This window comes from Rhodococcus sp. PSi06, assembly GCF_054960675.1.
The window spans coordinates 268,629-290,991 of sequence record NZ_JBHNYO010000001.1 but is presented as its reverse complement, the minus strand read 5'-3'; the positions used below and the strand labels follow the sequence as shown (position 1 = coordinate 290,991).

Here is a 22,363-nt window from a genome sequence, read left to right as displayed (position 1 = left end):
ATTCCTTCGGTGGTGTCGGTATGAGTGATCAGTTGGTGGGTGCCGAGCCGGCACCGGGTGGCCCGCCCGCCGGGGGCTGACCGCCGCCTCCACCGGGTGCTCCGCCGCCTCCTGCGGCGGGCTCGGTAGACGTGTCGATTGCTACGGCAAGCGATCCGACGTAGCCGGATGTGGGGTCGCCGGAGAACGTCCCCATCTCGAGGTCGTAGCCGTCGCCGAAGACGTTGTCGTTGTCGAGGCTGCCGAGCTGGGCCAGATTCTTCGCCGAGTTCGGATAGGTGTCGAGTTGGTAGATCGCATCGAGCATGTCCTGAGGGAACGCGACCTGAGAGGTGGCAATGGCGTTGTCCGCGTTGGTCGCCGACGCCGCATCGGGATAGACCTCGAAGTGCATGTGCGTCCAGCGGCCGGAATAGCAGCCGGGGACGATGGTCTCGAACGTGACCGTGCCGTCCGCCCCTGCCGCTTGAATGCCGCGCAGATACGTCTCGTCCTCGACACCCTCGGAGTACATCGAATATTGGCCGTCCGCGTCGCACTGCCACAAGTACACGGCGGCACCCTCGAACGGTCGGTTGTCGTTCGCCATGTCGGTGAGGGCGAAGGTGAACGACAATGGCGTTCCCTCGACTGTGGTGCCGCCGTCGAGACTCGACGTGATGTCGCTACGCACGATCCCCGACTGCTCGAGAACGTTGACTCCATTGGTGCCGTCGGCCGGGTAGGGTCCGTTGGTCTCCTGGGGGATTTCGCTCGTTGCACTCGCAGTGGCGGTGGTGGTGGATACCGCTGCAGTGGTGGTACTTCCGCTGCTCGACGTGGTGGAGCAGGCAGCCAATGCGAAGGCTCCCGCTCCCGCACCGACCATCGCCAGCACTCGGCGGCGGGTGACCAGGGTGGTGATATCGAATCCGGCACCCTGATCGACCACGTCCTCGGTGGGGCGATCGAGCAGGCGTCCCTCGTAGGTGGGTCCGTCAGAAGTGTTGACGGGCTTTGGAATTCGGGTCATCGTCGGATCTCCTCTGAGATGGCATCGGTTCTTTTCGGTAATGCCGATACTGGTCGATGTTCCGGTGAGGACGCTGAACCCTCGCTGCACGGTTCCTGTGAGCGTCGAGCGGCCGGATTGCGACGAAAAGGTAGCCAAGGCTAACCTACAAGTCCGATCACCGACATACAGGACTTTCATGACGTATCGCGCTACCTCCCGCTTCGCTGCCCTGCTCACCGCCGCGGTGGCTGCATCCATCGCACTCGCTGGTTGCAGCGCGTCCGATACCGCCGAGGCCCCGGCCGACGTGCAGGCGACCGGCTCGTTTCCGCTGACCGTGCAACACATGTACGGCGAGACCACCCTCGACGCCGTGCCGGAGCGGGTCGCAACATGGGGCTTCGGCACCACCGACGCAGTACTCGCGCTCGGGGTGGTGCCCGTTGCCATGCCGTCGGCCGAATACGGCGGCGGTGACGATCTGATCTACCCGTGGATCTCCGACGCCATCGACGCGAGCGGCGAGACGGCACCCGTTCTGCTCGACAACGTCACGAGCGCACTGACGGTCGAGAAGGTTCTCGCTGCCGATCCCGATGTGCTGCTGGCCCCACACTCCGGCTTGACCGAGGCCGAATACGACGCAGTGACCGACGCCGGCATCCCCGTCATCGCACCGCCGGAAGAACTGTGGTCGACGCCGTGGCGAGATGTCATCACCACCATCGGTGATGTTCTGGGCGTCCCGGACCGCGCACGCGATCTGGTAGCCGATCTGGACCGGCAGGTGACCGAGGCAGGTGCGCAACATCCCGAATTCGACGGCCAGTCGATCGCATACGTGTCCGAGGCTGCAGACGTGTACTACCTGCTGCTGCCGTCGGATCCTCGAGTGGAGCTGTTGGAGAACCTGGGCTTCGTCTCGCCTGCGTCGGTGACCGACCTCGCGACCGACGACGCCACGTATTCGACCACCGTCTCGGCGGAGAACATCTCGAAAATCGACGCCGACGTCGTGTTCACTCAGGTCGACACCGAGGACGCCCTGCAGCAATTCGTCGATTCACCTGTGTCCCGGCAGATTCCAGCAGTCGCCGCGGGTGTGGTCGCGGGATTCGTGGGCCAGGAAGTCGGAGCTGCAGTAGGCCCGACGGCACTGTCGATTCCCTACTTCCTGCCCACCCTCGTCGACGGACTCGCAGCCGCTGTGAATCCCGAAAGCTGACGAGAGGCGGGAGCGACGTCGTCGTGGGCTGCGTCGCGGCGGGGCGCTAAATTGCAGTTGTGTTCAGCGACGTCGAAACTGCCCGGTTGATCCTGCGACCCGTCCGCGAAGAGGATCGACCGGCGATGATCGAGCTGCACACCGATCCCCGTACCACCCAGTTCGAGTCGGATCCGCCCGACGCCGAACAGGTCGATCTCCTGGTCGACTCATGGCTGACGCACTGGACGGAACACGGGTTCGGGTACTGCGCGGTGAGTACCCGCACCAGCCCGGTTGTGATCGGGTTGGCCGGGATTCGGGTCCGTGAGTTTCACGGCGACGTTGTTCTCAATCTTGCCTACCGCTTCAGCCCGGAGGTGTGGGGCAGCGGCTACGCAGCGGAGGCGGCTCGAGCAATCGTGGACTGGCGGGCCCGCACGCTCCCGGAGATTCCGTTGGTGGCGAGCGTGAATGTGGCGAACGAACGCTCTTTCCGAGTAGCCGAACGCATCGGCTTCACCCACTACACGGAGGAGTTGAACGACTGCGTGCGCTCGCGCCACTACAGACTCGAGGGCACCCTGTAAGAAAGGGCCTCGTGCCCATTCTCGTCGAACCTGCGATTCCAGAGGGATCGTTTGCCGGTGTCGATCAACGGCGCCCCTACTTCCTGTCCACCCTCGTCGACGGACTCACAGCGGCACTGGGAAACGGCCCAGTGCGTTTGTGCACGAGTGATCTGACCGCGATGTCCGTCCGTCGACTCCGGGAAGACCCGGTACTCAACCGCTGTGGCAGCGCCGGCCGTGACGCTCTCGAACGAAACCTGCTGCAAAGCTGACGGGTTCGTTCTCCAACCCGACCAATTCCGCTCGAATATGTTGCGGGTCGGATCGACTATTCGTCCCGGGCGACCCCCGCGCACGTATGGCATCGTGACCGGATGATCGGTCGAGCCGAAGACTTCACACGCCGTAAGTCGGCCGGGGTCGGGAACGGCACCCGGGGTATATCGGATACGGAGCGAGGCTCGCGAGATGCCGTGTGGGTGAGGTGGGTGGCGTTATTGCCGTTGATCGTTCTCGGTGTGTTGATCCCGAGCGGAGTCTTCCTCGCCAATTCCGGAACGGTTGTCGGTGACGTCGTCGCCACGTGGATGTTCCTGGGAGTGTTCGGTCTGGTGATCTTTGCTCCCGTGACGGTGCTCTCGCTGCTCGGAGCAGCGGTACTCGGCAACCGCAACTTTCGGGCCGGACGGTGGCTCGTTTCGGTCAGCTCCGTGGTAGCAACAGTCCTCTATGCCTGCCTCGTCTTCGTAGTCACGGAGGAGGTAGTCTCACCCGAGCTACGCGACCCGAACAGCTGGGGTCCACAGCTCACCCCGGGCACCGCGTTGCTTGTCGTCGTCCCTTACATCACGGGGGCCGCGGGAAATATGTACGTACTGGTCCGGCTCTGGCGTCATCGCTGAGCCGAGTCAGGTGTGTCCTGCGCCGCGAACCTCGTCCATAGGTGGGATCAAGTCAATTGTGCTGCAAGTTTTCTAGTGGAAATTGCGCCCGGCGAACACTCGACGTGAACGACCGCGAGATCTTCTGATCAGCGGGGCGGCGTCACCAGACACCACTCGTTGCCCTCGGGGTCCCGGAGCACCTGAAAGGACCCGGCCGCATCGGAGTGCCGACTCCCGACCACCGTCGCGCCGAGGCCGACGGCCTGTTCGACGGCGTCGTCGATGCTCGGCACGTCGACGTCGAGATGAAGCCGGTTCTTGACAGATTTGCCCTCGGGAACTCGCTGAAACGCCAACCGAGTGAACCCTGAAACATCGACGAAATGCCATGAGTCGTCGCGCATCGCAGGTTGCCCGCCGAGTACACCCGCCCAGAACTGCGCCAACACAGCCGGCTCCGTACAGTCGAATACGACCTCATCTATACGTCCGATCATGACGTCATCGTATGCGCCGGCCACCCACGTCACCCACGATCCGGTCGCCAGAGTGCAGAGACTCGGCCTCTCTGCATGCACCCATCACGCAAGGGATCGAAATCCATTGCAGCAGAGTGCCGCTGACGTCTGAGGGTATCCCTGCATCGGATGTCGCGGCGTCAGTGAGGTGCGTCGGTGACCATTCGGTTGCGACCGGCGCGCTTCGCCTGGAACATCAGCGCGTCGGCTCTGTCGAGAGTGTTGCGAAGACCTTCGTCCGGTCGCTGAAGTGTGTATCCGGCCGAGAACGTCACCCCCGAAGATGCGACCGCGGCTGCGAGAGCTTCGAGTGATCGAAGAGCGTCTCGACGATCGCAGTTACGCTGAGTGATCACGAATTCCTCTCCACCCCAACGTGCCAGAAGTCCGCCGTCGCCGATGCAGCTGCGAGCAGTCGATACGAAGTCGCGAAGCAACGCGTCGCCGGCAGCGTGGCCGAAGTTGTCGTTGAACTGTTTGAAGTGATCCAGATCGAGGACAGCGACGACCGTGTCGACCGAATGGTCGTCGACGACGGACACCGCGTAGTCCGACCATCCGCGACGGTTGAGTGCACCGGTCAGTTGATCTGTTCGGGACGCATGAAGGATGCCGTCCTCGATCTCTTTTCGTTCGGTGACATCGAGAGCGGCAGCGAGTGTCCAGTCGGCCTCGGACGGGCCGACGAAAGGAACCAGGGTGAGCAGAACCCAGCGAATCTCGTCGTTCGGTCGAACGAAACGCACCTCGAGCTTCACAGACGTTTCCGCGGCTGTGCCGGCGGCCATCAGCTCCTCGACGCTCCCGTGAAGAGCGAGGTCGTCCGGGTGAGTGTGCACCGTTGCGGACCGACCTATCAGTTCCGAGGAGGAGAGGCCGACCAGTTCACAGTAGGCGGCATTGACGTCGACGAACAATCCTTCGGCGTCGGAGAGAGCCTGCGCCACGGGGCTCGAGGCGAAGATGCGCCTGTACCGGTGTTCCTCCACGACGCAACGACCTACTTTCTCCCCTTCCTTCAACGGGAGTCTAGTCGAGGCCGGGGCGATCCCAGAGCTGTCGCTCACGTCGGCGGACCACGGCAGATAACAAAATTGTACGAATGTACGACTTTCGGGAACCGTTCGCCGTCACCCGCGGGTATCGAGTGTCGGCGTCAACGCCCCTTCGAGGACGATTCGGTCGCTCGTGACGATCGTCAGGTGTCGACGGAGGGCTTGGGCAACGATGATTCTGTCGAACGGATCCTCGTGGTCCCAGTCGAGCCGCCCGGCTTCCGACGCGTCTGCGGAGTCGATCGCAAGGTCGGTTGCGTTCATTCCCATCAACACCTCGGTCCACGTCGACAGCAAGGTTCGCCCGTCGAGTCGGCCGATCCGAGTCTTGATTGCGATCTCCCACGCCGAAGCAGCTGAGACCATCAACTCGTTTCCTTGATCGGCGAGGGTCTCGCGAACGTCCTCGGGCATCCTGTCCGGATCGGTGACGAGCCGCAGCAGTGCATTGGTGTCGAGAAGGAACGAGGTCACTCCGGCGACCCCCACGCGGCGAGCTCCGACGGAGGGAGAGGTTCGTCGAAAGAATCCGGCACGACGAGATCTCGCAGTTGGCCGAAGACGCGCGGTGTCGGTCGAGCGGGCGTCAGCACAGCAACCGGGCGACCGTGGTTGGTGATCGTGACCGAGACGCCAGTTTGCTCGACCTCGGCCAAGATCGCATTGAGCCGCGTCTTGGCTTCTGTACTGGTGATCGTCTTCACCGCCACAGATTAGACCAGTGCGACTGGTCCGAATAGTCTTTTCTTCGTGTTCAGCCCTCTGCGGTTTGGCACTCTCGCCTGCTGAGTGCCAAAATGGGGGCACAATATTTGCTCGAAAGGAGTAGTCAAGTGACCGTCTCCTCATCCAACTTCGATGCACGTGAGTTGGACGAAATGCCGCCGAACTGGTGGAAGCGGCGCATCCGTACCCGCGTCCAGGTGACCGAAATTGCCGTGATGCTCGGCGCTCTGTCGGTCGTCTCGTTCTGGGCCGCCGGGCTCGGCATCGCCGCCGGCTTGATCGCCGTCGCATCCGCGTTGTGGGCCGATCGCAGTCCCGATCTCTCGGGGGAGCCTGCCGAACGCTGGGACCTGGCGCTTGCCGTCGGCAGCGGAATTCTCGGCATCATCGTCGGCGTGGGTTTCCTCGCGATGGTGATGTAGAACGACACCGAGCAAGGCCCCGGAAGCCGGTCGACCGCATTGCGGTCGGCCGGTTTCGCCGTTCCGGGCGAAAGATTCCCAAGTATCTGCGACGGTCCGTTGCACTAACCAGTTTTATGTGTGACGCTGTGTTGCGTACACATTCTTCGTACGCATTGCTCGGACGCAGGCGGAAGGACCACCATGACTGCAGTCGACGACACCCGAACGCTCTACCGAGAGACGTTGCACGCGCTGTCGACGGCGTCGGTGCATCAGCACTTCGACGCCTTCCTCGACATCCCGTGGGACGAACCCGAGTACGCGATCGTTCCCAACGATCCGCGCTGGGTACTCCCTGACGAGGACCCGCTCGGTCACACCGACTGGTACAAGGCGCTGCCGTTGGATCGCCAAATCCACATCGGCATGTATCGCCAGGCCAGCATGGTCAAGGTGGGACTGCAGTTCGAGCAGATTCTGATCAGCGGCCTCATGCAGTACGCCCTGACGCTGCCCAACAACTCACCGGAATTCCGGTACTCGACGCACGAGGCCACCGAAGAGTGCCACCACACGCAGATGTTCCAGGAGCTGGTGAACCGCATCGGCATCGACGTGCCGGGCGGACCTACCTGGTTCCGCAAGATCGTTCCGATGCTCACGGTGTTCGCTAGTCGTTCGGCACCGTTCGGATTCTTCGTCGGCGTCCTCGCCGGAGAGGAGCCGATCGACCACATGCAGAAGGGCGTGCTGCGTGCCGGTGCCGTCGGCCATCCCTTGGTTCAGCGCGTGATGCAGATTCACATCGCCGAGGAAGCCCGTCACATCGGCTTCGCGCATCAGTACCTGCGGTACAAGGCCCCTCGCCTCGGCCCCGTCGAGAAGGCGTCGATCTCCATCCTGACGCCCGTCATCATGCGACTGCTGTGCGACGTCATCATGAAGCCGAGCAAGCAGATGCGACGCGAGCTCGACATCCCCGACGAGGTGGTCGACGCCGTGTGGTGGAACAGCGAACCGTCACGGAAGGCATTGCGCGACACGTTCGGTGACGTACGCATGCTCGCCGGCGAACTGGGACTGATGAACCGTGTCTCGAAGAGAGTGTGGCGCGCTCTCGGTATCGACGGACGTCCGTCGCGCTACCGCAGCGAGCCGTCGTTCGGCTGAGTTTCTCGGTCGGCTTCGAGGGGGACTGTCTCGAGCGGGATTTGCGGAATCGCGATGCCGCGAGACGCCCCGAGCCCCTTGACCTGCAGCCAGATGGTGTCGGCCAAAAAGGTGGCGAAATGGTCCAGGCCAGTGCGCGATTCGGCTTGCCCACTCCAACTGCGTACCGCACCCATGCATCCGGAGACCAGCCCGGCCACCCATGGCCGTACCAACGACCAGTCCTCCTGCGAAAGATCCGCATTCACGAGCGCAAGGAACGCGGCAACGCTCACTTCCAGTTGCTCGGCGAGCATGGCATTGGTTTCTTCGAGGGGACTCGGCGATTCGGCGGTGACATCCTGCTCGACGAACCGCGTCCACGCGGGATGTTCGGCAACCCATCGCACGTAGGTGCTCACCACGCGATGCACCACGTCGCGAGGAGTGCCGGTCAGCTCGAACGAGGTGACCAAGGCGGCCGTCAACTGATCGCAGATGGCCCGCTGAATGGCGGTGTCCAAGTCGGTGCGATCCCGAAAATGACGGTAGAGCCCGGTGCGATGCACTCCGGCCTCCGCGGAGATCTGAGCGGTGGTGAGTCGCTCACCGGGCGCGATATCGCGGGACAACACCGTCATGGCGGCCGCGATGATGTGGCGTCGGCGATCGGTGTTGTGCTGTTCCCAACGCCGCTTACGGCCGTCGGACTTGGGGCGTGACCCACCGTCGCTCATGCTGCATGTTCTCACGTCCGCACTGGTCGAGACTGTCAGTGGGTGCGTTTACGCAGCGCGAACAGGACACCCGACGCCCCGACCGCGACGACGACCACGGCAATGATCCAGATCGGGAAGCCGCTGGTGTCGCTTGGGTCGCCGGCCTCCTGCGCGTCCTCGGCGGCGGCCGGTTCAGCTTTGTTGGTGAAGTCCAGATTCGTGGCCGGCGGTGTTGCGGCGGCAGTTGTCGCGGCAGGGGAAGCCTGGGTGAGCTGGAAGGGGATGCTGCCGGTGATCGGATGCCCATCGGCCGAGACCACTCGGTAGCCGATCGTGTATTCGCCCGCCGCGCCGAGGCCCTCGAGACCGACGGTCACGGTACTGCCGTCGACGACGGGATCCGATGCTGCCCAATCGTGTGCATCGGATCCGACGACGGTGACGGTGGCGAAGTTCTGTTGAACGGACTGATTGAACGTCAAGGTCACCTCGTCGGGCGCGGCGTCGAGCACGGCGTTCTCGGTGGGGTTGCTCGACTGCAGAGACGCATGGGCCGACGCCGGGGCGACCGACAGTGCCGACGCGGCGAGAACAGTGGCTGCACTAACGGCGAGTCGCTTCATCGGGTTCTTTCTGGCTATTCGTGTGGAGGCTCGCCCGTGACCTTGTGGTCGGCGAGGTTCAGACCCTCCCGCACGAGACGTGCGAGGTGGCCGTCGGCCAGGCGGTAGATGACGTTGCGGCCCTCACGTCGGGTCTCGACGAGTCCGGTGAACCGGAGCTTCGCCAGATGCTGGCTGACGGCGGTACGCGAGGTGCCGGTAGCCGTTGTCAATGCGGTGACGTCGGCAGGGCCGCGGTCGAGCAGCCAGAGGATGTGCAGGCGAGTGGGATCGGACAGCATGCGAAAGGTGTCGCTCGCCGTAGCCAGGCGGGCGGAGTCCGGTTCGACGGCATGGTCGAGACTGATGCGCGGTTCCTTCTTCGGTGGCATCGAACGTCTTCTCCCTACGCGGAGGCGACGACCGGATCACGGGAGCGACTCCACAGGCGTGCTGCGGACAGTCCCGCAAGTGTAGCCAAGCCGGTGAGCACCGCAGCTGCGGTGAACTGTCCGAATTGTGCGCCCACCCATCCGGCGACCGGATACGTGAACAGGAACGCTGCATGGGACAGCGAGAATTGCGCGGTGAAAATCGACGTTCGGGTGGTCTCGTCGGATCGACGACGCAGGATTCGCGCCGAGGGCGTGTTGATCATCGAGGTCCCTATGCCCAATATCGACCACGTCGTTGCGAGAGCGATCCAGGCCGCCGGCCCCCCGTTCAGCGTCGAGACCGCCGTCGCTGCCGCGGTGCCCACTGATGCCACCGCGGCACCGGTGAGCATGAGGCGGTGGTCATCGGTAGATCTGAGGGCTCGCGGAATCAACAGTGCTGCAACCATCGAACCGGCTCCGTAGAAACCCAGCGCGACGGCCAGTGAGCTGCTGCCACCTCCGAAGAGATCGCGCACGTAGACCACGGAATTGACGGTCACCAGAGCCGTCGCAGCGGCGACCACGGTGTTCAGTGCCAGTAGTCCTTGCAGTTCACGATTCTTCACGAATGTCGTGATGCCGTCTGTCGGTCGGTTCCGCTTGGCCACAATGTGTTTCGGCAGAGCCGTCCCGATCACCATCACCGCGGAGATCACGAAACCCAATGCCGTCCCGACGAACAGGGTGTGAAAGCTGATCACCGTCAACAGCGCCGCCGCAATCAACGGACTCACCAGTGACTCGAGGTCGTAGGCGAGCCGGGAGAGCGTCAGTGCCCGGGTGTACTGCTGGGTATCCGGAACGACGGATGGGATGACGGCCTGAAAAGTGGGCGTGAAGGTTGCCGACGCTGCCTGCAGAACGAAGATCAGGACGTAGATCTGCCAGATCTGATCGACGAAGGGCAATGCCACCGCGGTGAGCGCCCGCACGGCATCTGCCGCCACGAGTACGAGCTTGCGGGGGAGGGCGTTCGTCAGAGACGAAACGACGGGCGCGACAAAGACATACGCGATCATCTTGATGGCCAGCGCGGTGCCGAGAACCGCGCCCGCGGAGCTCCCGGCGATGTCGTATGCGAGCAGGCCCAGAGCCACCGTCAGCAGGCCGGTACCGATCAGCGCAACGACCTGCGCGGTGAAGAGGCGTCGGAATGCGAGGTTGGCGAGAAGCATGACCTTAAGGTACACACAGGTGCGCACTTGCGCACACACTGTTTCCTTTCGTGGATTTGTGGAAGCGCGGTAATGCAGCCCCACCTGCGGTAGCGTGCGAGCGGTCGGGTGCATCGAACATTCAGGGGTGGTTCATGGCCGACGCACGCCGAACCTCCGAGGGAGATGTCTCGCGCGCTATCGACCAATTGCCGTCGATGATCTCCAACTGGACTACCGACCTCGTCAATGTCTTCGCCAACCAGGCGCACGTCGAATTCTTTCGATTCGAGCCCGCCCAGATTCCCGGCATGCACCTGCGAGAACTATTGGGTGAGGCGCTGTACGAATGGACTCGGCCCTACGTAGCCGCTGTTCTCACCGGCGAGCAGCAGCAGTTCGACACCACGATCGTCGACCTTCGCGGAACAGAGCGCGTGGTTCAGGCCAGCTACGTTCCGGACGTCATGGACGGCGAGATCGTCGGGTTCACCGCCATGATCGTCGATGTCAGCCGGCGAGCCGAAGCCGAGCGTGAGCGGGACCGAGCGATCCGACTCTTCGAGATCGCAATGGAGCACGCGCCTATCGGCAAGGCGATCCTGACGCTCGACGGACGCATGATCAGGGTGAACAAGGCGCTGTGCGAACTGCTGGGCTACACCGCGGAAGAGCTGCAGCAGAAAACCTTTCGAGACGTCACCCACCCCGACGACCTGGCACTCGCGAACGAGCATCTGGCTGGAATGGCCGACGGAGAGCTGGGGAGCATCTCGTCTGAGAAGCGCTACATCCGCAAGGACGGAGCGACGATCTGGGTGCAGCGCAACGCCACAGTGGTCCGTGACGAGGACACAGGAGACGTCATCATCGCCCAGATTCAGGACATCACAGCACGCAAAGCCGCCGAGTTCGCACTCGAACGTCAACTGTTGGTCGACGACCTCACCTCGCTGGGCAATCGACGACGACTGATGGCCGAACTGAAAGAGCTCGAGGGTGCTCCGGTCGGAATGCTGTTCGTGGACGTCGATGCGTTCAAGTCCATCAACGACCGATTTGGGCACATCGTCGGGGATCAGGTGTTGCAGGCGCTCGGCCACCGCATCCTGGACAACATCCGCGCCGACGACGTCGCCTGCCGCATCGGCGGAGACGAGTTCGTCATCCTCCTGCGCAGCGCCCGCTCACTCGAGGGAGTCGAACGACTGGCCTGGCGAGTCGTCGACCTGCTCGCCGGTCCCTACGACATCGACGGCACCGACGTCCCCGTGACCGTGAGCGTCGGATGGAGTTGGGAGCCCACCGCTGCAGCGGAGAAACTACTGAAAAAAGCAGACGAGCGCATGTACTCCTCGAAGCGCGCCTGAATTCCGGATCAATGTGGATGCCAGTCGGTCAGAATGCAACAGAGTCGCATTCATCCGTGGTCGAGTGCTCGGATCGCAGCTCAGCTCTGCTCAGTGTCGGGACGCTCAATTCGCTTGCAATCGAACCTGTACGCGACGAAGAGATACAGAAACCCGGTGATTGCGCCGCCCAGGCATCCGACCGCGATGTCGAGGGGAATCGAACCGAAACTCACTACGAGTTGAGCCAAGAAGAATCCGACCGCTACCGCCGGAGCCAGCGCCAGAGCGTTGATGTAGTCGCTGCGACTGGCACCGCTCTGCTTGCTCATCGGTCCGGTCATCACGTACTCGCGAAACGTTCGCTGGTTCGACACGTCGATCCTTCTGTGGTGCAGTCGGTACAGCAACAATATACCGAGCGGTCGAATTTGTCCGAGTCGAGTGATGAGGCGGTGACGCAATGCGTGCGGTGGTCTTCTTCGTGGTGATGGGTGTTGTGTACAAGTGGCCGCTGTTCGGGGACAACCCCGGTGAATGGTCAGCGCTGTCGCAGGGCATCGTGTTCGGGGCCATTGTGAGCACGGTTGCGACGCCTGCGGGCTGGAGAGCCGTCCGTCGCCTTCGGAGTCGACTCGATGGGTCGTACGGATCGAAAGCCCCCGAATGACATCGGGTGCATCCAACCGCGCTCACCGCGGTCGGATGCACCCGATTCGATGCGTGCGCCGAAAAAGCGGTGGCAGGATTTCGATTCTGCTTGCTACCGTCGCGGCATGCATTTGATCTTCGAGTAGCGGACTACTTCGGCATCGCCGTTGTTTCTGGACCGGTTGGTCCTCGTCCGTTATTCCTGCGCGCTTACTCTCGTGCGCTTGCTCTTTGGAGATCCAATGCCACATTCGGCAATTACTTCTGCGCGCTCCGACGCGCAACTCATCGCCTCGAACGTCACCGTCGCGTACGGGGGTTCACCGGTATTGACCGGCGTCGACATCGCCGTCACCCCTACCTCCCGATGGGCGATCGTAGGTGAGAACGGTTCCGGCAAATCCACCCTCCTCAACGTCTTGGCGGGAAGGCTGACTCCGAATTCCGAGAGTGTGTCCTGCATCGGAACTATCGGCGTTGCCGAACAGGAAATGCTGACCACCGATGAACGAACGGTAGGTGAGGTGCTTCGAGAATCCCTTTCCGATTCCCTTGCGGCCTTGGTGAGTCTCGACGCGGCAGCCGAGGACCTCTCCAACGGCGTCACGTCTGCCGAGCTGAGATACTCCACGGCACTCGAGCAAGTGGAGTCACTCGATGCATGGGACGCCGAGCGGCGGGTCGACATTGCTCTCGACGCGCTCGGCGCCGAGAGCGACAGGTCGCGGATCTTGCACGAACTGTCTGTCGGCCAACGATATCGGGTGCGACTGGCCTGTCTGCTGGGAGGACATCACGACTTCCTGTTGCTGGACGAACCAACCAACCACCTCGACCGGGCAGGCCTCGACTATCTGACACAGCGACTTCGATCCCGTGCAGGCGGTGTCGTGGTGGTCAGCCATGATCGAGCGCTCATCTCCGATGTTGCACAACAAATCTTGGACCTCGATCCGACACCGGACGGTCGACCACGCATCTACGGAGACGGGTACGACAGTTATCGCGCCGGTCGGGCAGCCGGGCTGGTCAGGTGGGAGCAGGAGCACCAGCAGCAGGCGGCGGAGACGGCCAAGTTGCGCCTCGATCTGAGTAATGCGCAGAACAGGCTTGTCAGCAGCTGGAAGCCCGACAAGGGTACGAACAAGCATCAACGTGCCACCCGCGCGGGTGGACTCGTTCGGAACGTGCGCCGCCGGCAGGAGGATCTGGAATCTCAGCTCGTGCCTGTTCCGGAACCTCCCCAACGTTTGCGGTTTCCCACGATCGACGTGGGAGTCGGAAGGGCTCTGCTGTCGGCCGAGGATGTCTCAGTCTAGTGTCGCTTGAGCGGTCCTGTATCGCTGAGTGTGGAGGCAGGCTCCAAGCACGTGGTTACCGGCCCCAACGGATCGGGAAAGTCCACACTGCTGTCCGTCTTGGCGGGTGAGCTGAATCCGACGGCCGGGCATGTTCGGGCATCTCCTGCTGCACGCGTGGTGTTACTGCGGCAGGAGTCAGCGCTGCCTGCGAGATTGACAGCAGCGCAGCACTTTCGCTGCTGTGGCGGCATGGACGTCTCGTTGTCTTCGCTCGGCCTGCTGCGATCGAGGGAAGTGGGCAAGCGAATCGGGAAACTGTCGATGGGCCAACAGCGTCGGCTCGATCTGGCGGTCGCACTGGCTCGTCGCCCGCAAGTCCTGCTTCTCGACGAGCCGACGAATCACCTGTCCATCGCCCTGGTCGACGACTTGACCGAGGCCTTGGGTGCAACCGACGCGGCAGTGGTGGTCTCGACACACGATCGACAGATGCTTCGCGACCTCCGTGCTTGGACTGCCCTCGACCTGGAGGGAGTGTGACAGCTGTGAGCGCGGCAGCTCAGGTGCATGCGTCGTGACCGCCGACAGCTCCTACGAATCCGCATGCGAAGGCGCGAGAGACTTTCCGCTCGTCCTCCGAGCGCACGAAGGGGATCGGCCCGACCGGATAGGGCTCGATATTTCCCTGGTGTCCTTGCCCGCTCGCGTTGACGGAGTTGGGGCCCGCAGGCTCGACCGTCGTGAATTCGATGTGTTGTGGGTCGAGCTGGGCACCCCATGCGCGCGCGAGCGACACATTGAACTCGCTCGGGCCCTCGAACAGTTGAGCTCGATCCTCCTCCCGGATGGCGTAATTCAGGCTCGCAGCGAGGAGGTCGGTCAGTTGTTGTGCGGTGGGAACAGCGTCGGTGATCGGCGGTGGGGGCGGGGCGAACTGAGTCGACCGAACAGCAACAGTAGGTGGTCGTGGCTCGTCGACGGCTGCCGGCGAGCAGGAGCACACCAGCATCACGAGACCGACGGTGAACATTCCGGTACGTCTCATCGGTTCACTGCCAACGCAATTGGCCGTCGACGACGGCAGGAGTCCTACCGTCGAAGGCCGAGCCGGTTTCGAGGCTATCGGCGAGGTCCGTCAACATCGCGCTCAATGACGGCCATTTGGGGCCCGCTCCGTCGGCGTCGACTTTCTCGAATTCTGTGACACACCCATGCAGAGGGCCCGGCCGAGCATCGACGAACAGCAGATATCCATCTTGGCCCGCAAACGGGAGGAAGTGCGGCAGATACGTCCCCGCGTAGTCTCCAGCGGAGGTGTCGGTCTGAGGTTCGGCACCCATTTCGGCGTCGATCTCACTCCAGATGTCGAGCTCGAGCTGACGTTCGGTGACAGCGCGGTCGAGGTCGAACAGTTCGTGCCCGGGAAGGATCGGTATCCAGGATTCCCGGGGAAAGCCGTTGACAAGTCGGAAGAACGCAGTCAATTCCTCGGGCCACAGGCCGCCGGTTGCGCGCATTGCGTCGGTGATCTGTTCGTCCGTGGCACCGGTGATCGAGACCGAAGTGAGATTCTCGGTGAGCCACTGCGAAATTCGACTCCATGGTTCGGCCACCGAACTGGATCCGGCGGGACGCGGTGCTGCGTTCGCGCCCCCGGCGTCGTGGTCACGTCGCAGTTGCATTCGGAGTTGGGTAGGACGCGAACGGTTCATCGAAATCTGTTCTGCCATTGGGGCGCAACGGAGCCACCAGTTCGCTGAATCCAAGTCTTCGGGCATTGTCCCGAAGAGCGACGAGCAGGGTGGTGGACAGGCGTATTCCCTGAGATTTCGGCGTCAAGGAAATCTCCAGTGCCGACACCACATTCGCGGTCTCGCCGATGAGTCGCCCACGGATGCCGCGTCTGATAGCGCCGTCCCAGCCGTCTTCAGGAAGGGCCGCGGCGTCGGGTAAATGGAACGGTACGGAGACGGCCCGGCCGACCACTGAACCCACCTCGTCCTGACACACGAGGACATGGTCTGCGAACAGCTCGAAGATGGCGGGATCGAAATAGATCGAACCGATCGGATCCTCGGTCATGAACGTCGGCCACGAGGAGTGCATGTTCCATACAGGCTCGAGCAGATCAGGCCGGTCGGCGAGTACGGAAACAGTGACGGTCACTCGGTGATCATGCCGCGACGGAACGATGAAAGCAGGGTGACGGCAACGGTCGCGAAAAAGACTGCCGGATAGACGGACTGAACGGCCGCCTCGAATGCAGGGGAACCCTCGAACATGAAAATTCCGATTGCTTTGATCCCGCGGTAGTCGGTGAAGTACCAGGCAACCATCGGTGCGGTGACCGCTACCGGTGCCAGCCAGCTCCACCAGGTACGACGGCGGATGGCGTAATCGAAGGCTACGACGGCCAGCGGTATGCACCACACCCAGTGGTGACCCCAGGCAAAGGGCGACACCATCGGCGTCGCCAGGCCGCAGATAACCAACGCCAGCAGCGTTTTACCCGCTTTGTGCGCTCGCGCTGCGGTCCACAGGGCGAGGGCGGCGACAGCTGCGGCAATGAGAAACCAGACCACGAACGGTGGTGTGTGGCCCGGCCACAGGCGAGCCAGGGCTCCGTGAATCGACTGATTCGCCGGTGACGCGAGTGCACCTATCCGCTCGGAATCGACCATGGTCGTGGTCCAGAACTTCCAGGAATCGGAGGGAACGACCAGAAATCCTGCTGCAACGGTGACCGCGAAAGTGGCACCGGCCGTGACAGCGGCGCGCCACTGCCTGATGGACATCAGGTAGAGGAGGAAGAACGCGGGGGTCAGCTTGAGTCCTGCGGCAATTCCGACACCGACACCACGCAGGCGACTGCCGTCGCCGCGGCTGAGATCCAACAGAACCAACACGAGCAACAGAAGGTTGATCTGCCCGAGCCAGATGGTCATGCGTACCGGTTCGAGCCAGGTGAACGCAACGGCCATCGGTATGCTGACGAGATACATTCTGGCGCTGCGGTATCCGAGTGCGCGCCAACTCAAAACCACCGTCGCGTAGACCAACGATGCATTGATCACCTGCAGCAGAGTCACAGCACTCGGCACGCTGACAAGCGCCAACGGTGTGAAGACCAACGCGGCGAACGGCGGGTAGGTGAAGGGTAATCCGACGTCGAACAGGGCGAACTCGTACAGCGGCTGACCGTGTAGGACTACGTCGCCGCCGTGTCGGTAGACGATGGTGTCTATTCCATTGCCGAACAGGCCGAACGGAACTTTCCATCCCAGGAAATACGCATGCGCTGCGATGGCGACGCACGCGGCAAGGACCGACCCCGCCAGCCAGCGGGTACCGAACCGATGCATCCGGATCGATCGCACAGCACCGATCCGAGCACTCGGAACAGCCTGTGCGCGTGTGCCCGTGGTGTAGGTCTCACGCGCGTCGTGCATACGCGAACCGGATTCGGTGCGTTGTGACACGAAGCTGGACGACGTCATGAAGGCCACACTAGATCGCGTCAGCTGTCACCGAGAACTCGACACGGACTGATCGGTCGTCTTTCGGAGTATCTCGTCGTGCCCCCGAACCCTGCACTCGAAACCCGAGCGATCTACTGGAGTCGTGGACTGCGTTGCTGCAGGAAAAAGGGAATGGTGTTGTGATCGATGTCGATTGGTGACCTCGGGTCGGAATGTTCGAGAAGCGACACGGTGACTCAATGGGCGGACTCCACATCGCAATCTTCTCCGCGCAGCCTTCCCACTTCCGGAAAATTGTGATATTTCTTGTCGTATGAACACAGTCGACACGTCGAAAGGCGCATGAGCGCCCGTAGTCATCCCACCTCCGGTTCCAGTACACCGAGGTGCAGATCATGAAGCTTGCCGAGGCCCTCGCCGAACGAGGGGAACTGATCAAGCGCACCGAACATCTGAAAGTTCGGATTCTGGCGAATGCCCGACACCAAGACGGTGAATCACCGGCCGAGGATGCATCGATTCTGTTGTTGGAACATGCATCTGCTCTCGATCGACTCGAAGTACTGATCCGCCGAATCAACCGGACCAACAGTTCTGCCACCGTGCGGGACGGAACAATTACCGATGCCCTCGCCTCCCGTGACGTGCTGCGGATGGGTCACAAAGCGATATCCGCGGCGGCGGATGCGGCATCGGGACGCGATCACGAGCATCGATACGGACCGCGCCAATTGCGGTCGGAGTTGGTATATGTCGCAGCTCTGCCGGTCACCGAATTACGCTCTGCGGCAAATGATATTGCCATGCAAATTCGCCTGGTGGATCTGGAGATCCAGCGCGCGAACTGGGAATTCGACCTGATCGAGTAACAATCGCCATGCCGGGTAGTAGGTAGTTTTCGTTCGAGGCGAGCACGTGCCGCGGCCGGCGGCTTTCCGGCCACTCCTGCGTGATGAGCAGCGCTACGGGTATCGACCCGATCACACAGCAGCTCAGCACAATTCACGCAGAACGGCGTACCGCGCACAAAGCACTACCGTGTGCTGATCGAACGGAAACGAGGGTGGGTCAGGGGCCACCCGGCATGATGTTGTTCGCCGATGTGCGCGACTACTGTGGCACGCATGAACGCTGCATCGATATCACTCGAACGGCCCGCCCTGATCGTCGTCGACGTGCAGGCAGGGTTCGACGATGCGGAGTTCTGGGGACCGCGGGACAACCCGTCGTGCGAGAGCAATATTGCTGCACTCGTGCGTAAGTGGAGGGCGGAGTCGTGGCCGACCGTGTTCGTGCGACACGACTCCGACAACCCGCAGTCACCGCTAGCTCCGGCAGGTGCCGGGCACGCCTTCAAGGACGTGCTCGAGGGGACACCTGATCTGTTGATCAGCAAGCGGGTCAACTCGAGCTTCTACGGCACGCCGGATCTCGATGCATGGCTTCGGAGCGAGGGTATCGAACAGGTGGTGATCTGCGGAATCACCACCAACCACTGCTGCGAGACGACTGCGCGAATGGCAGGAAACCTCGGCTACGACACGTACTTCGTCATCGACGCGACCCATACCTTCGATCGCGTCGCTCTCGACGGAACCACCGTGCCTGCTGCGACGTTGTCGGCAATGACGGCGACCAACCTGCACGGAGAATTCGCGACCGTCGTCAGAACCGCCGACCTGCTTTCACACTGAAGATGGCGGCGTCGACATTGAATGCAGCTCTCACACTCGGCCTGATTGCGGGCGTCGTTGCATTCGGCTACGGCTCGTCGGTCGGGTTGCGAGGCAGGGCATTGCATTTCGATTACTACGGTCGTGACGTTCCGGACCGAGTGAAAACCACGCCGCACCTGCGCGCCGCGGCGAACAGGCTCGTCGCCATCTGTGGCGTCACCGCGGCTGTTCTGCTCCTGGCCCCGATTGCGTGGCTGTTCTCGGACCTCCATCGCGACAGAACGGAGTGGGAGCTGGCCGGACTGGCAGCCTATGTCTTCGTCGTCGTAGTTATTGGCGGCTATCCTTTCGCCAAAATCAAGACCCTGTGACGCCCAGCCGGTGGTCGGGGATCCTCGTGGACAGGTCAGCGATCCGAACGTCTTGCTATCAACCTGCGAGCTGCGGAAACGGCGGCGACCAACGCGACGAAAGCTACAGCGACGATGGTCGATGCGGTATCAGCGTTCGTATTGTTCAACAGGAGCCAACACCATGTGAGAAGGCCGGCGACGAGCCCGGCGACGGTACCGTGCAGCGACGCAACCGATTGCGTGCTTTCCCTCGACAGCGTCGTCCTCATCGATCTATCGGCGACTCTTATTGCGGCAAACGCGAAGAAGCTTACGATCGCTCCAGGGATGAGGGACAGAACGACGAATACCGCGCCGAAGAGAATCGCGGCTGGGTTCGACACAATGGTCCGAGGATCGACATCTACGAACGAAACAGCGAGTGCAAAGGCCAGCGAGATCGGAAGCCAAACCGCCGACTCGCGCCGTAGGCTCGACGGCGTCCGCTGCACGTGAGGGTGCTCGTCGCCGGCGCTGCTCATGGTCTCAGTGTGACAGAGCTGGGGGTGTCCCGTTCTGGATCATTTCGTACAGTTCCTTGATGGCCGCGTATACCTCGACTGGCTCGATGTAGCTGTTCTTCTCGCGCATGGCACCTTCCAGTGCTTCACCGTCCTCGATATGTTCGGGAACCAGTACGTGCCATCGATAGCCCCGGGGTCGCAAACGGACGCCCGCCTCGGCCAGGTAGGAATTGACGTCGTCGTTCTCGGTCTTCATGTCGTCGTCGGTGTACGGCTCGAACCACACATCGGTCGGCGGACTGCCGGGGTGACCGCGAGTCACTCTGACTGGAGGGTGCGCACTCGCGGGATAGGGAGTTCGGTAGCAGCGTCGAGGCCCCGCGACCCACGCAGTCAGTGCACCATGTGCATTCGGGATGACCGAAACGTACTTGCCTGCCGGCAGACCGTCGGGGATCTCGCCGTCGACCTCGGTTGTCTCAAAATCACTCCAGTACTGCGCCATGTCATCGCTCCTCGGGTACTACGAGTATGAACGCGCGGGAACGCACCGTCATGAAAGGTACGACGTCGAAACCATGGCCACGCCGACGACCGCGGTGGTAGCGAGTGCCGTGCCGATCGCATTGGACGCGGCGAGCCGGTAACGACGCTGTTCGAGTAGCCGCACGGTCTCCACACTTGCCGTGCTGAAAGTGGTGTAGCCACCGCAGAATCCGACGCCGACTATTGCTTGCACCTGTTCCGGCGTCGATCCGAACGCGACCAACCCCGCCACAACACCGAGCACGGCCGAGCCGGTGACGTTGATCAACACTGTGGCGTAGGGGAATTCGGACTGCAGTCGTGATCGAATGAATCCGTCGAGCACGAATCTGCTCACTGCTCCTGCACTCCCGGCGAGGATAACCCACAGCGCGATCAACGCGACTCCTCCGCTCGGGTGCCGAACCGCTGCGCGAGAACGATGCCCGCTCCCGCTGCAAAAGTACCGACTACGACGCTGATGGTCATGTAAGCAACAGCAGCCCCCACGCGGTGGTCTCGCAGCAGCTCCACGATCTCGAGGGCGAACGAGCTGTAGGTGGTGTACGAGCCGAGTACTCCGGTGCCGATGCACAGCCGGATCCGGCGTCGCCGGCCCTGGTCGGGGCCGGACAATGCGAGGCGCTCCAACAGCATTCCGAGGACGAATGCACCGGTGAGGTTGATGACGAGGGTGGTGAAGGGAAACGACCCGGAGCCGGCCGGGAACGCAGACTCGGCACCGTAGCGGATACCGGTTCCGACCAGTCCTCCGAGCGCCACCGCCGCGATCGCAGCCGGTTGCAGGTGCAACGGACGTGAATCCGGATGCGACGGCATGGCTCGGTCGGTTGCCGCATCGGTGTGCGTCTCGTCCGAATCGGTCATTCGATCTTCTCCCTGTCTGCGGACAGACTACTGCCGAGAATGGTCAGGTGCCGTAGGCGCCGGCCCGTCGTAACGGGCGATGGGGCGGATGATCTTGCTGTCGTGTGACTGTTCGACGATATTGGCGCACCACCCGACCATTCGGCTGCACGCGAACGTGGGGGTGAACATGGATCGCGGGATTCCGCACAGCTCCATGACGACGCCCGCGTAGTACTCAACGTTGGCGTACAGCTTTCGATCCGGTTTCAGATCTGCGAGCGCAGCGGTGATGATCTTCTCGACCTGCACAGCCTTGTCGATGAGTTCGCCGCCCAATTCCTGCGCAGTCTCGCGGAGCATCACCGAGCGAGGGTCATCGGTTCGATACACCGGATGGCCGAAGCCCATGATGCGCTCGCCTGCAGAGATTTTCGCGCGAGCCCATGTATCGGCGGCATCGATGTCGGTGATCTCGTCCAACCCGTCGAGGGCGCGATCCGGCGCACCTCCGTGCAGGGGACCGGCGAACGCGCCGATCGCGGCGCACACCGCGGACGCGATGTCCGACCCCGTCGACGCGACCACTCGTGCGGTGAATGTCGAGGCATTGAATCCATGATCGATCGTGGCAGTGAGGTAGCGGTCGATCGCTCGGGCGCGGTCGTCGTCGGGTACCTCTCCGGTGATCATGAACAGCCAGTTCTGCGTCGTCGTCAGGTCGTCGCGCGGCTCGATGGGTCGCTGACCGGACCGAATCCTGTGCACGGCAGCCAGAATGGTGGGCGTCATCGCACACAGGCGTAACGCCGTCGCTCGTTTGTCCGTCTCCGACGACTCGTACAGCGGTACCGCGCCCGCCACACCGGACAGCACCGTCCGCAGCGCGAAAAGAGGCTGCGCGGGTCCTGTTTCCGCCACCGTCTTCACCGCAGCAACGACGTCGTCCGGCAATACTCGGAGAGGTGCCACCGTGTGCCGAAATTCGGCGCGTTCGGTGTCGGTCGGCAGCCGGCCTTCGACCATCAGGAACCAGGCATCCTCGAACGTGCCTGTCAGAGCCAGGTCGATGGCCGAGTACTGACGGTAGTGGTAATACCCCTCGTCCCCTCGCACGTCTCCGATCGAGGTGGTGGTGACGACGACGTTGTGCAGCCCACGCGGGGCGTCGAGAACTGTCATGACTGATCTCCTTTGTCCTGGTCAACCCCCACGATCCGCGTTACTGTTGATTATTGTCA

At 62.5% G+C, this 22,363-nt stretch carries 29 protein-coding genes and 1 pseudogene; 11 read left to right on the top strand and 19 right to left on the bottom strand.

From position 1 onward, the window contains the following. Positions 1–28: 28 nt before the first annotated feature. Positions 29–1,012, bottom strand: coding sequence for an intradiol ring-cleavage dioxygenase (locus tag ACFI9K_RS01490; protein WP_462661877.1), 984 nt, complete (start codon positions 1,010–1,012; stop codon positions 29–31). Between the two features lie 178 nt (positions 1,013–1,190). On the opposite strand from ACFI9K_RS01490, the gene ACFI9K_RS01485 reads away from it, so the two are divergent. The 3 genes from ACFI9K_RS01485 (at position 1,191) to ACFI9K_RS01475 (ending at position 3,672) form a co-directional block, all read left to right on the top strand. Further along, on the top strand, positions 1,191–2,219 hold the full coding sequence (locus tag ACFI9K_RS01485) for an ABC transporter substrate-binding protein (RefSeq protein ID WP_462661876.1): 1,029 nt from the start codon (positions 1,191–1,193) through the stop codon (positions 2,217–2,219). A gap of 59 nt (positions 2,220–2,278) precedes the next feature. Further along, positions 2,279–2,788 carry a GNAT family N-acetyltransferase gene (locus tag ACFI9K_RS01480; protein WP_462661875.1) on the top strand — a complete coding sequence of 170 codons (510 nt, stop codon included), beginning with the start codon at positions 2,279–2,281 and terminating at the stop codon, positions 2,786–2,788. Between the two features lie 470 nt (positions 2,789–3,258). Then, positions 3,259–3,672, top strand: a complete 414-nt coding sequence (locus ACFI9K_RS01475; protein WP_462661874.1) for a hypothetical protein — start codon at positions 3,259–3,261, stop codon at positions 3,670–3,672. Positions 3,673–3,800: 128 nt separating this feature from the next. Here ACFI9K_RS01475 and ACFI9K_RS01470 read toward each other — a convergent pair whose 3' ends face one another. From ACFI9K_RS01470 to ACFI9K_RS01455, 4 genes are all read right to left on the bottom strand, one after another. Further along, on the bottom strand, positions 3,801–4,151 hold the full coding sequence (locus ACFI9K_RS01470) for a VOC family protein (protein WP_462661873.1): 351 nt from the start codon (positions 4,149–4,151) through the stop codon (positions 3,801–3,803). A gap of 161 nt (positions 4,152–4,312) precedes the next feature. Continuing rightward, positions 4,313–5,161, bottom strand: a complete 849-nt coding sequence (locus ACFI9K_RS01465) for a GGDEF domain-containing protein (RefSeq protein ID WP_462661872.1) — start codon at positions 5,159–5,161, stop codon at positions 4,313–4,315. 141 nt (positions 5,162–5,302) lie between these two features. Further along, positions 5,303–5,701 (bottom strand): type II toxin-antitoxin system VapC family toxin, encoded by a 399-nt coding sequence (locus tag ACFI9K_RS01460; protein WP_462661871.1) that lies wholly within the window; start codon positions 5,699–5,701, stop codon positions 5,303–5,305. Further along, positions 5,698–5,931, bottom strand: a complete 234-nt coding sequence (locus ACFI9K_RS01455; protein WP_462661870.1) for a type II toxin-antitoxin system Phd/YefM family antitoxin — start codon at positions 5,929–5,931, stop codon at positions 5,698–5,700. Before ACFI9K_RS01455 ends, ACFI9K_RS01460 begins: the two co-directional genes overlap by 4 nt. A 129-nt stretch (positions 5,932–6,060) precedes the next feature. Here ACFI9K_RS01455 and ACFI9K_RS01450 point away from each other — a divergent pair, with 129 nt between their 5' ends. Next, complete coding sequence (locus ACFI9K_RS01450) at positions 6,061–6,375, top strand: hypothetical protein (protein ID WP_462661869.1); 315 nt, start codon at positions 6,061–6,063, stop codon at positions 6,373–6,375. A gap of 183 nt (positions 6,376–6,558) precedes the next feature. Further along, positions 6,559–7,527: an AurF N-oxygenase family protein gene (locus ACFI9K_RS01445; RefSeq protein WP_462661868.1), complete on the top strand. Its 969-nt coding sequence runs from the start codon at positions 6,559–6,561 to the stop codon at positions 7,525–7,527. Here ACFI9K_RS01445 and ACFI9K_RS01440 read toward each other — a convergent pair. The 4 genes from ACFI9K_RS01440 to ACFI9K_RS01425 are packed head-to-tail and all read right to left on the bottom strand — an operon-like array spanning position 7,500 to position 10,439. Then, positions 7,500–8,243 (bottom strand): TetR/AcrR family transcriptional regulator, encoded by a 744-nt coding sequence (locus tag ACFI9K_RS01440; RefSeq protein WP_462661867.1) that lies wholly within the window; start codon positions 8,241–8,243, stop codon positions 7,500–7,502. The two genes, ACFI9K_RS01445 and ACFI9K_RS01440, sit on opposite strands and share 28 nt — an antisense overlap. 35 nt (positions 8,244–8,278) lie before the next feature. Beyond that, a complete protein-coding gene (locus ACFI9K_RS01435; protein WP_462661866.1) occupies positions 8,279–8,848 on the bottom strand; it encodes a copper resistance CopC family protein in 570 nt (189 codons plus the stop codon). 14 nt (positions 8,849–8,862) lie between these two features. Beyond that, a complete protein-coding gene (locus ACFI9K_RS01430; RefSeq protein ID WP_462661865.1) occupies positions 8,863–9,219 on the bottom strand; it encodes an ArsR/SmtB family transcription factor in 357 nt (118 codons plus the stop codon). 14 nt (positions 9,220–9,233) lie between these two features. Beyond that, positions 9,234–10,439: an MFS transporter gene (locus tag ACFI9K_RS01425; RefSeq protein ID WP_462661864.1), complete on the bottom strand. Its 1,206-nt coding sequence runs from the start codon at positions 10,437–10,439 to the stop codon at positions 9,234–9,236. Between the two features lie 134 nt (positions 10,440–10,573). Between ACFI9K_RS01425 and ACFI9K_RS01420 the strand changes: the two genes are divergently transcribed. Continuing rightward, positions 10,574–11,788: a diguanylate cyclase domain-containing protein gene (locus ACFI9K_RS01420; RefSeq protein ID WP_462661863.1), complete on the top strand. Its 1,215-nt coding sequence runs from the start codon at positions 10,574–10,576 to the stop codon at positions 11,786–11,788. Between the two features lie 80 nt (positions 11,789–11,868). Here the strand turns inward: ACFI9K_RS01420 and ACFI9K_RS01415 are convergent, their stop codons facing one another. Beyond that, positions 11,869–12,144, bottom strand: coding sequence for a hypothetical protein (locus ACFI9K_RS01415; protein WP_462661862.1), 276 nt, complete (start codon positions 12,142–12,144; stop codon positions 11,869–11,871). Positions 12,145–12,230: 86 nt separating this feature from the next. On the opposite strand from ACFI9K_RS01415, the gene ACFI9K_RS01410 reads away from it, so the two are divergent. Beyond that, complete coding sequence (locus tag ACFI9K_RS01410) at positions 12,231–12,437, top strand: hypothetical protein (protein ID WP_462661861.1); 207 nt, start codon at positions 12,231–12,233, stop codon at positions 12,435–12,437. A gap of 223 nt (positions 12,438–12,660) precedes the next feature. Further along, positions 12,661–14,259 (top strand): annotated as a pseudogene (locus tag ACFI9K_RS01405) (ABC-F family ATP-binding cassette domain-containing protein). A 19-nt stretch (positions 14,260–14,278) separates the two neighbouring features. Here ACFI9K_RS01405 and ACFI9K_RS01400 read toward each other — a convergent pair. The 4 genes from ACFI9K_RS01400 to ACFI9K_RS01385 are packed head-to-tail and all read right to left on the bottom strand — an operon-like array spanning position 14,279 to position 17,216. After that, entirely contained in the window at positions 14,279–14,764 is a 486-nt protein-coding gene (locus ACFI9K_RS01400) for a hypothetical protein (protein WP_462661860.1), read from the bottom strand. 4 nt (positions 14,765–14,768) lie between these two features. Next, the gene (locus tag ACFI9K_RS01395; RefSeq protein ID WP_462661859.1) at positions 14,769–15,401 is read right to left on the bottom strand and encodes an SMI1/KNR4 family protein; all 633 of its coding nucleotides are present in this window, start codon (positions 15,399–15,401) and stop codon (positions 14,769–14,771) included. Further along, positions 15,385–15,885 carry a hypothetical protein gene (locus tag ACFI9K_RS01390; RefSeq protein WP_462661858.1) on the bottom strand — a complete coding sequence of 167 codons (501 nt, stop codon included), beginning with the start codon at positions 15,883–15,885 and terminating at the stop codon, positions 15,385–15,387. Before ACFI9K_RS01390 ends, ACFI9K_RS01395 begins: the two co-directional genes overlap by 17 nt. Next, on the bottom strand, positions 15,882–17,216 hold the full coding sequence (locus tag ACFI9K_RS01385; protein ID WP_462661857.1) for a glycosyltransferase 87 family protein: 1,335 nt from the start codon (positions 17,214–17,216) through the stop codon (positions 15,882–15,884). Before ACFI9K_RS01385 ends, ACFI9K_RS01390 begins: the two co-directional genes overlap by 4 nt. A gap of 377 nt (positions 17,217–17,593) precedes the next feature. On the opposite strand from ACFI9K_RS01385, the gene ACFI9K_RS01380 reads away from it, so the two are divergent. The 3 genes from ACFI9K_RS01380 (at position 17,594) to ACFI9K_RS01370 (ending at position 19,245) form a co-directional block, all read left to right on the top strand. Then, positions 17,594–18,067 carry a DIP1984 family protein gene (locus ACFI9K_RS01380; protein ID WP_462661856.1) on the top strand — a complete coding sequence of 158 codons (474 nt, stop codon included), beginning with the start codon at positions 17,594–17,596 and terminating at the stop codon, positions 18,065–18,067. Between the two features lie 255 nt (positions 18,068–18,322). Further along, a complete protein-coding gene (locus ACFI9K_RS01375) occupies positions 18,323–18,892 on the top strand; it encodes a cysteine hydrolase family protein (RefSeq protein WP_462661855.1) in 570 nt (189 codons plus the stop codon). A 2-nt stretch (positions 18,893–18,894) separates the two neighbouring features. Further along, complete coding sequence (locus tag ACFI9K_RS01370) at positions 18,895–19,245, top strand: hypothetical protein (protein ID WP_462661854.1); 351 nt, start codon at positions 18,895–18,897, stop codon at positions 19,243–19,245. A gap of 35 nt (positions 19,246–19,280) precedes the next feature. Here ACFI9K_RS01370 and ACFI9K_RS01365 read toward each other — a convergent pair whose 3' ends face one another. The 5 genes from ACFI9K_RS01365 to ACFI9K_RS01345 are packed head-to-tail and all read right to left on the bottom strand — an operon-like array spanning position 19,281 to position 22,304. Further along, the gene (locus tag ACFI9K_RS01365; protein WP_462661853.1) at positions 19,281–19,748 is read right to left on the bottom strand and encodes a hypothetical protein; all 468 of its coding nucleotides are present in this window, start codon (positions 19,746–19,748) and stop codon (positions 19,281–19,283) included. A gap of 4 nt (positions 19,749–19,752) precedes the next feature. Beyond that, positions 19,753–20,235, bottom strand: a complete 483-nt coding sequence (locus ACFI9K_RS01360; protein WP_462661852.1) for a DUF5956 family protein — start codon at positions 20,233–20,235, stop codon at positions 19,753–19,755. 48 nt (positions 20,236–20,283) lie between these two features. After that, a complete protein-coding gene (gene crcB / locus ACFI9K_RS01355; protein WP_462661851.1) occupies positions 20,284–20,655 on the bottom strand; it encodes a fluoride efflux transporter CrcB in 372 nt (123 codons plus the stop codon). Then, a complete protein-coding gene (gene crcB, locus ACFI9K_RS01350) occupies positions 20,652–21,143 on the bottom strand; it encodes a fluoride efflux transporter CrcB (RefSeq protein WP_462661850.1) in 492 nt (163 codons plus the stop codon). The genes crcB (ACFI9K_RS01355) and crcB (ACFI9K_RS01350) overlap by 4 nt, the downstream gene beginning before the upstream one ends. A 27-nt stretch (positions 21,144–21,170) precedes the next feature. Continuing rightward, positions 21,171–22,304 carry a citrate/2-methylcitrate synthase gene (locus tag ACFI9K_RS01345; protein ID WP_462661849.1) on the bottom strand — a complete coding sequence of 378 codons (1,134 nt, stop codon included), beginning with the start codon at positions 22,302–22,304 and terminating at the stop codon, positions 21,171–21,173. Positions 22,305–22,363 lie beyond the last annotated feature (59 nt).

What these genes read in the sequence shown, in the direction of transcription:
- ACFI9K_RS01490 (WP_462661877.1), bottom strand. Translation starts at nt 1,012, where the DNA reads ATGACCCGAATTCCAAAGCCCGTCAACACTTCTGACGGACCCACCTAC.
- ACFI9K_RS01485 (WP_462661876.1), top strand. Translation starts at nt 1,191, where the DNA reads ATGACGTATCGCGCTACCTCCCGCTTCGCTGCCCTGCTCACCGCCGCG.
- ACFI9K_RS01470 (WP_462661873.1), bottom strand. Translation starts at nt 4,151, where the DNA reads ATGATCGGACGTATAGATGAGGTCGTATTCGACTGTACGGAGCCGGCT.
- ACFI9K_RS01445 (WP_462661868.1), top strand. Translation starts at nt 6,559, where the DNA reads ATGACTGCAGTCGACGACACCCGAACGCTCTACCGAGAGACGTTGCAC.
- ACFI9K_RS01440 (WP_462661867.1), bottom strand. Translation starts at nt 8,243, where the DNA reads ATGAGCGACGGTGGGTCACGCCCCAAGTCCGACGGCCGTAAGCGGCGT.
- ACFI9K_RS01435 (WP_462661866.1), bottom strand. Translation starts at nt 8,848, where the DNA reads ATGAAGCGACTCGCCGTTAGTGCAGCCACTGTTCTCGCCGCGTCGGCA.
- ACFI9K_RS01430 (WP_462661865.1), bottom strand. Translation starts at nt 9,219, where the DNA reads ATGCCACCGAAGAAGGAACCGCGCATCAGTCTCGACCATGCCGTCGAA.
- ACFI9K_RS01425 (WP_462661864.1), bottom strand. Translation starts at nt 10,439, where the DNA reads ATGCTTCTCGCCAACCTCGCATTCCGACGCCTCTTCACCGCGCAGGTC.
- ACFI9K_RS01420 (WP_462661863.1), top strand. Translation starts at nt 10,574, where the DNA reads ATGGCCGACGCACGCCGAACCTCCGAGGGAGATGTCTCGCGCGCTATC.
- ACFI9K_RS01410 (WP_462661861.1), top strand. Translation starts at nt 12,231, where the DNA reads ATGCGTGCGGTGGTCTTCTTCGTGGTGATGGGTGTTGTGTACAAGTGG.
- ACFI9K_RS01400 (WP_462661860.1), bottom strand. Translation starts at nt 14,764, where the DNA reads ATGAGACGTACCGGAATGTTCACCGTCGGTCTCGTGATGCTGGTGTGC.
- ACFI9K_RS01395 (WP_462661859.1), bottom strand. Translation starts at nt 15,401, where the DNA reads ATGCAACTGCGACGTGACCACGACGCCGGGGGCGCGAACGCAGCACCG.
- ACFI9K_RS01385 (WP_462661857.1), bottom strand. Translation starts at nt 17,216, where the DNA reads ATGACGTCGTCCAGCTTCGTGTCACAACGCACCGAATCCGGTTCGCGT.
- ACFI9K_RS01380 (WP_462661856.1), top strand. Translation starts at nt 17,594, where the DNA reads ATGAAGCTTGCCGAGGCCCTCGCCGAACGAGGGGAACTGATCAAGCGC.
- ACFI9K_RS01375 (WP_462661855.1), top strand. Translation starts at nt 18,323, where the DNA reads ATGAACGCTGCATCGATATCACTCGAACGGCCCGCCCTGATCGTCGTC.
- ACFI9K_RS01370 (WP_462661854.1), top strand. Translation starts at nt 18,895, where the DNA reads ATGGCGGCGTCGACATTGAATGCAGCTCTCACACTCGGCCTGATTGCG.
- ACFI9K_RS01365 (WP_462661853.1), bottom strand. Translation starts at nt 19,748, where the DNA reads ATGAGCAGCGCCGGCGACGAGCACCCTCACGTGCAGCGGACGCCGTCG.
- ACFI9K_RS01360 (WP_462661852.1), bottom strand. Translation starts at nt 20,235, where the DNA reads ATGGCGCAGTACTGGAGTGATTTTGAGACAACCGAGGTCGACGGCGAG.
- crcB (WP_462661850.1), bottom strand. Translation starts at nt 21,143, where the DNA reads ATGACCGATTCGGACGAGACGCACACCGATGCGGCAACCGACCGAGCC.
- ACFI9K_RS01345 (WP_462661849.1), bottom strand. Translation starts at nt 22,304, where the DNA reads ATGACAGTTCTCGACGCCCCGCGTGGGCTGCACAACGTCGTCGTCACC.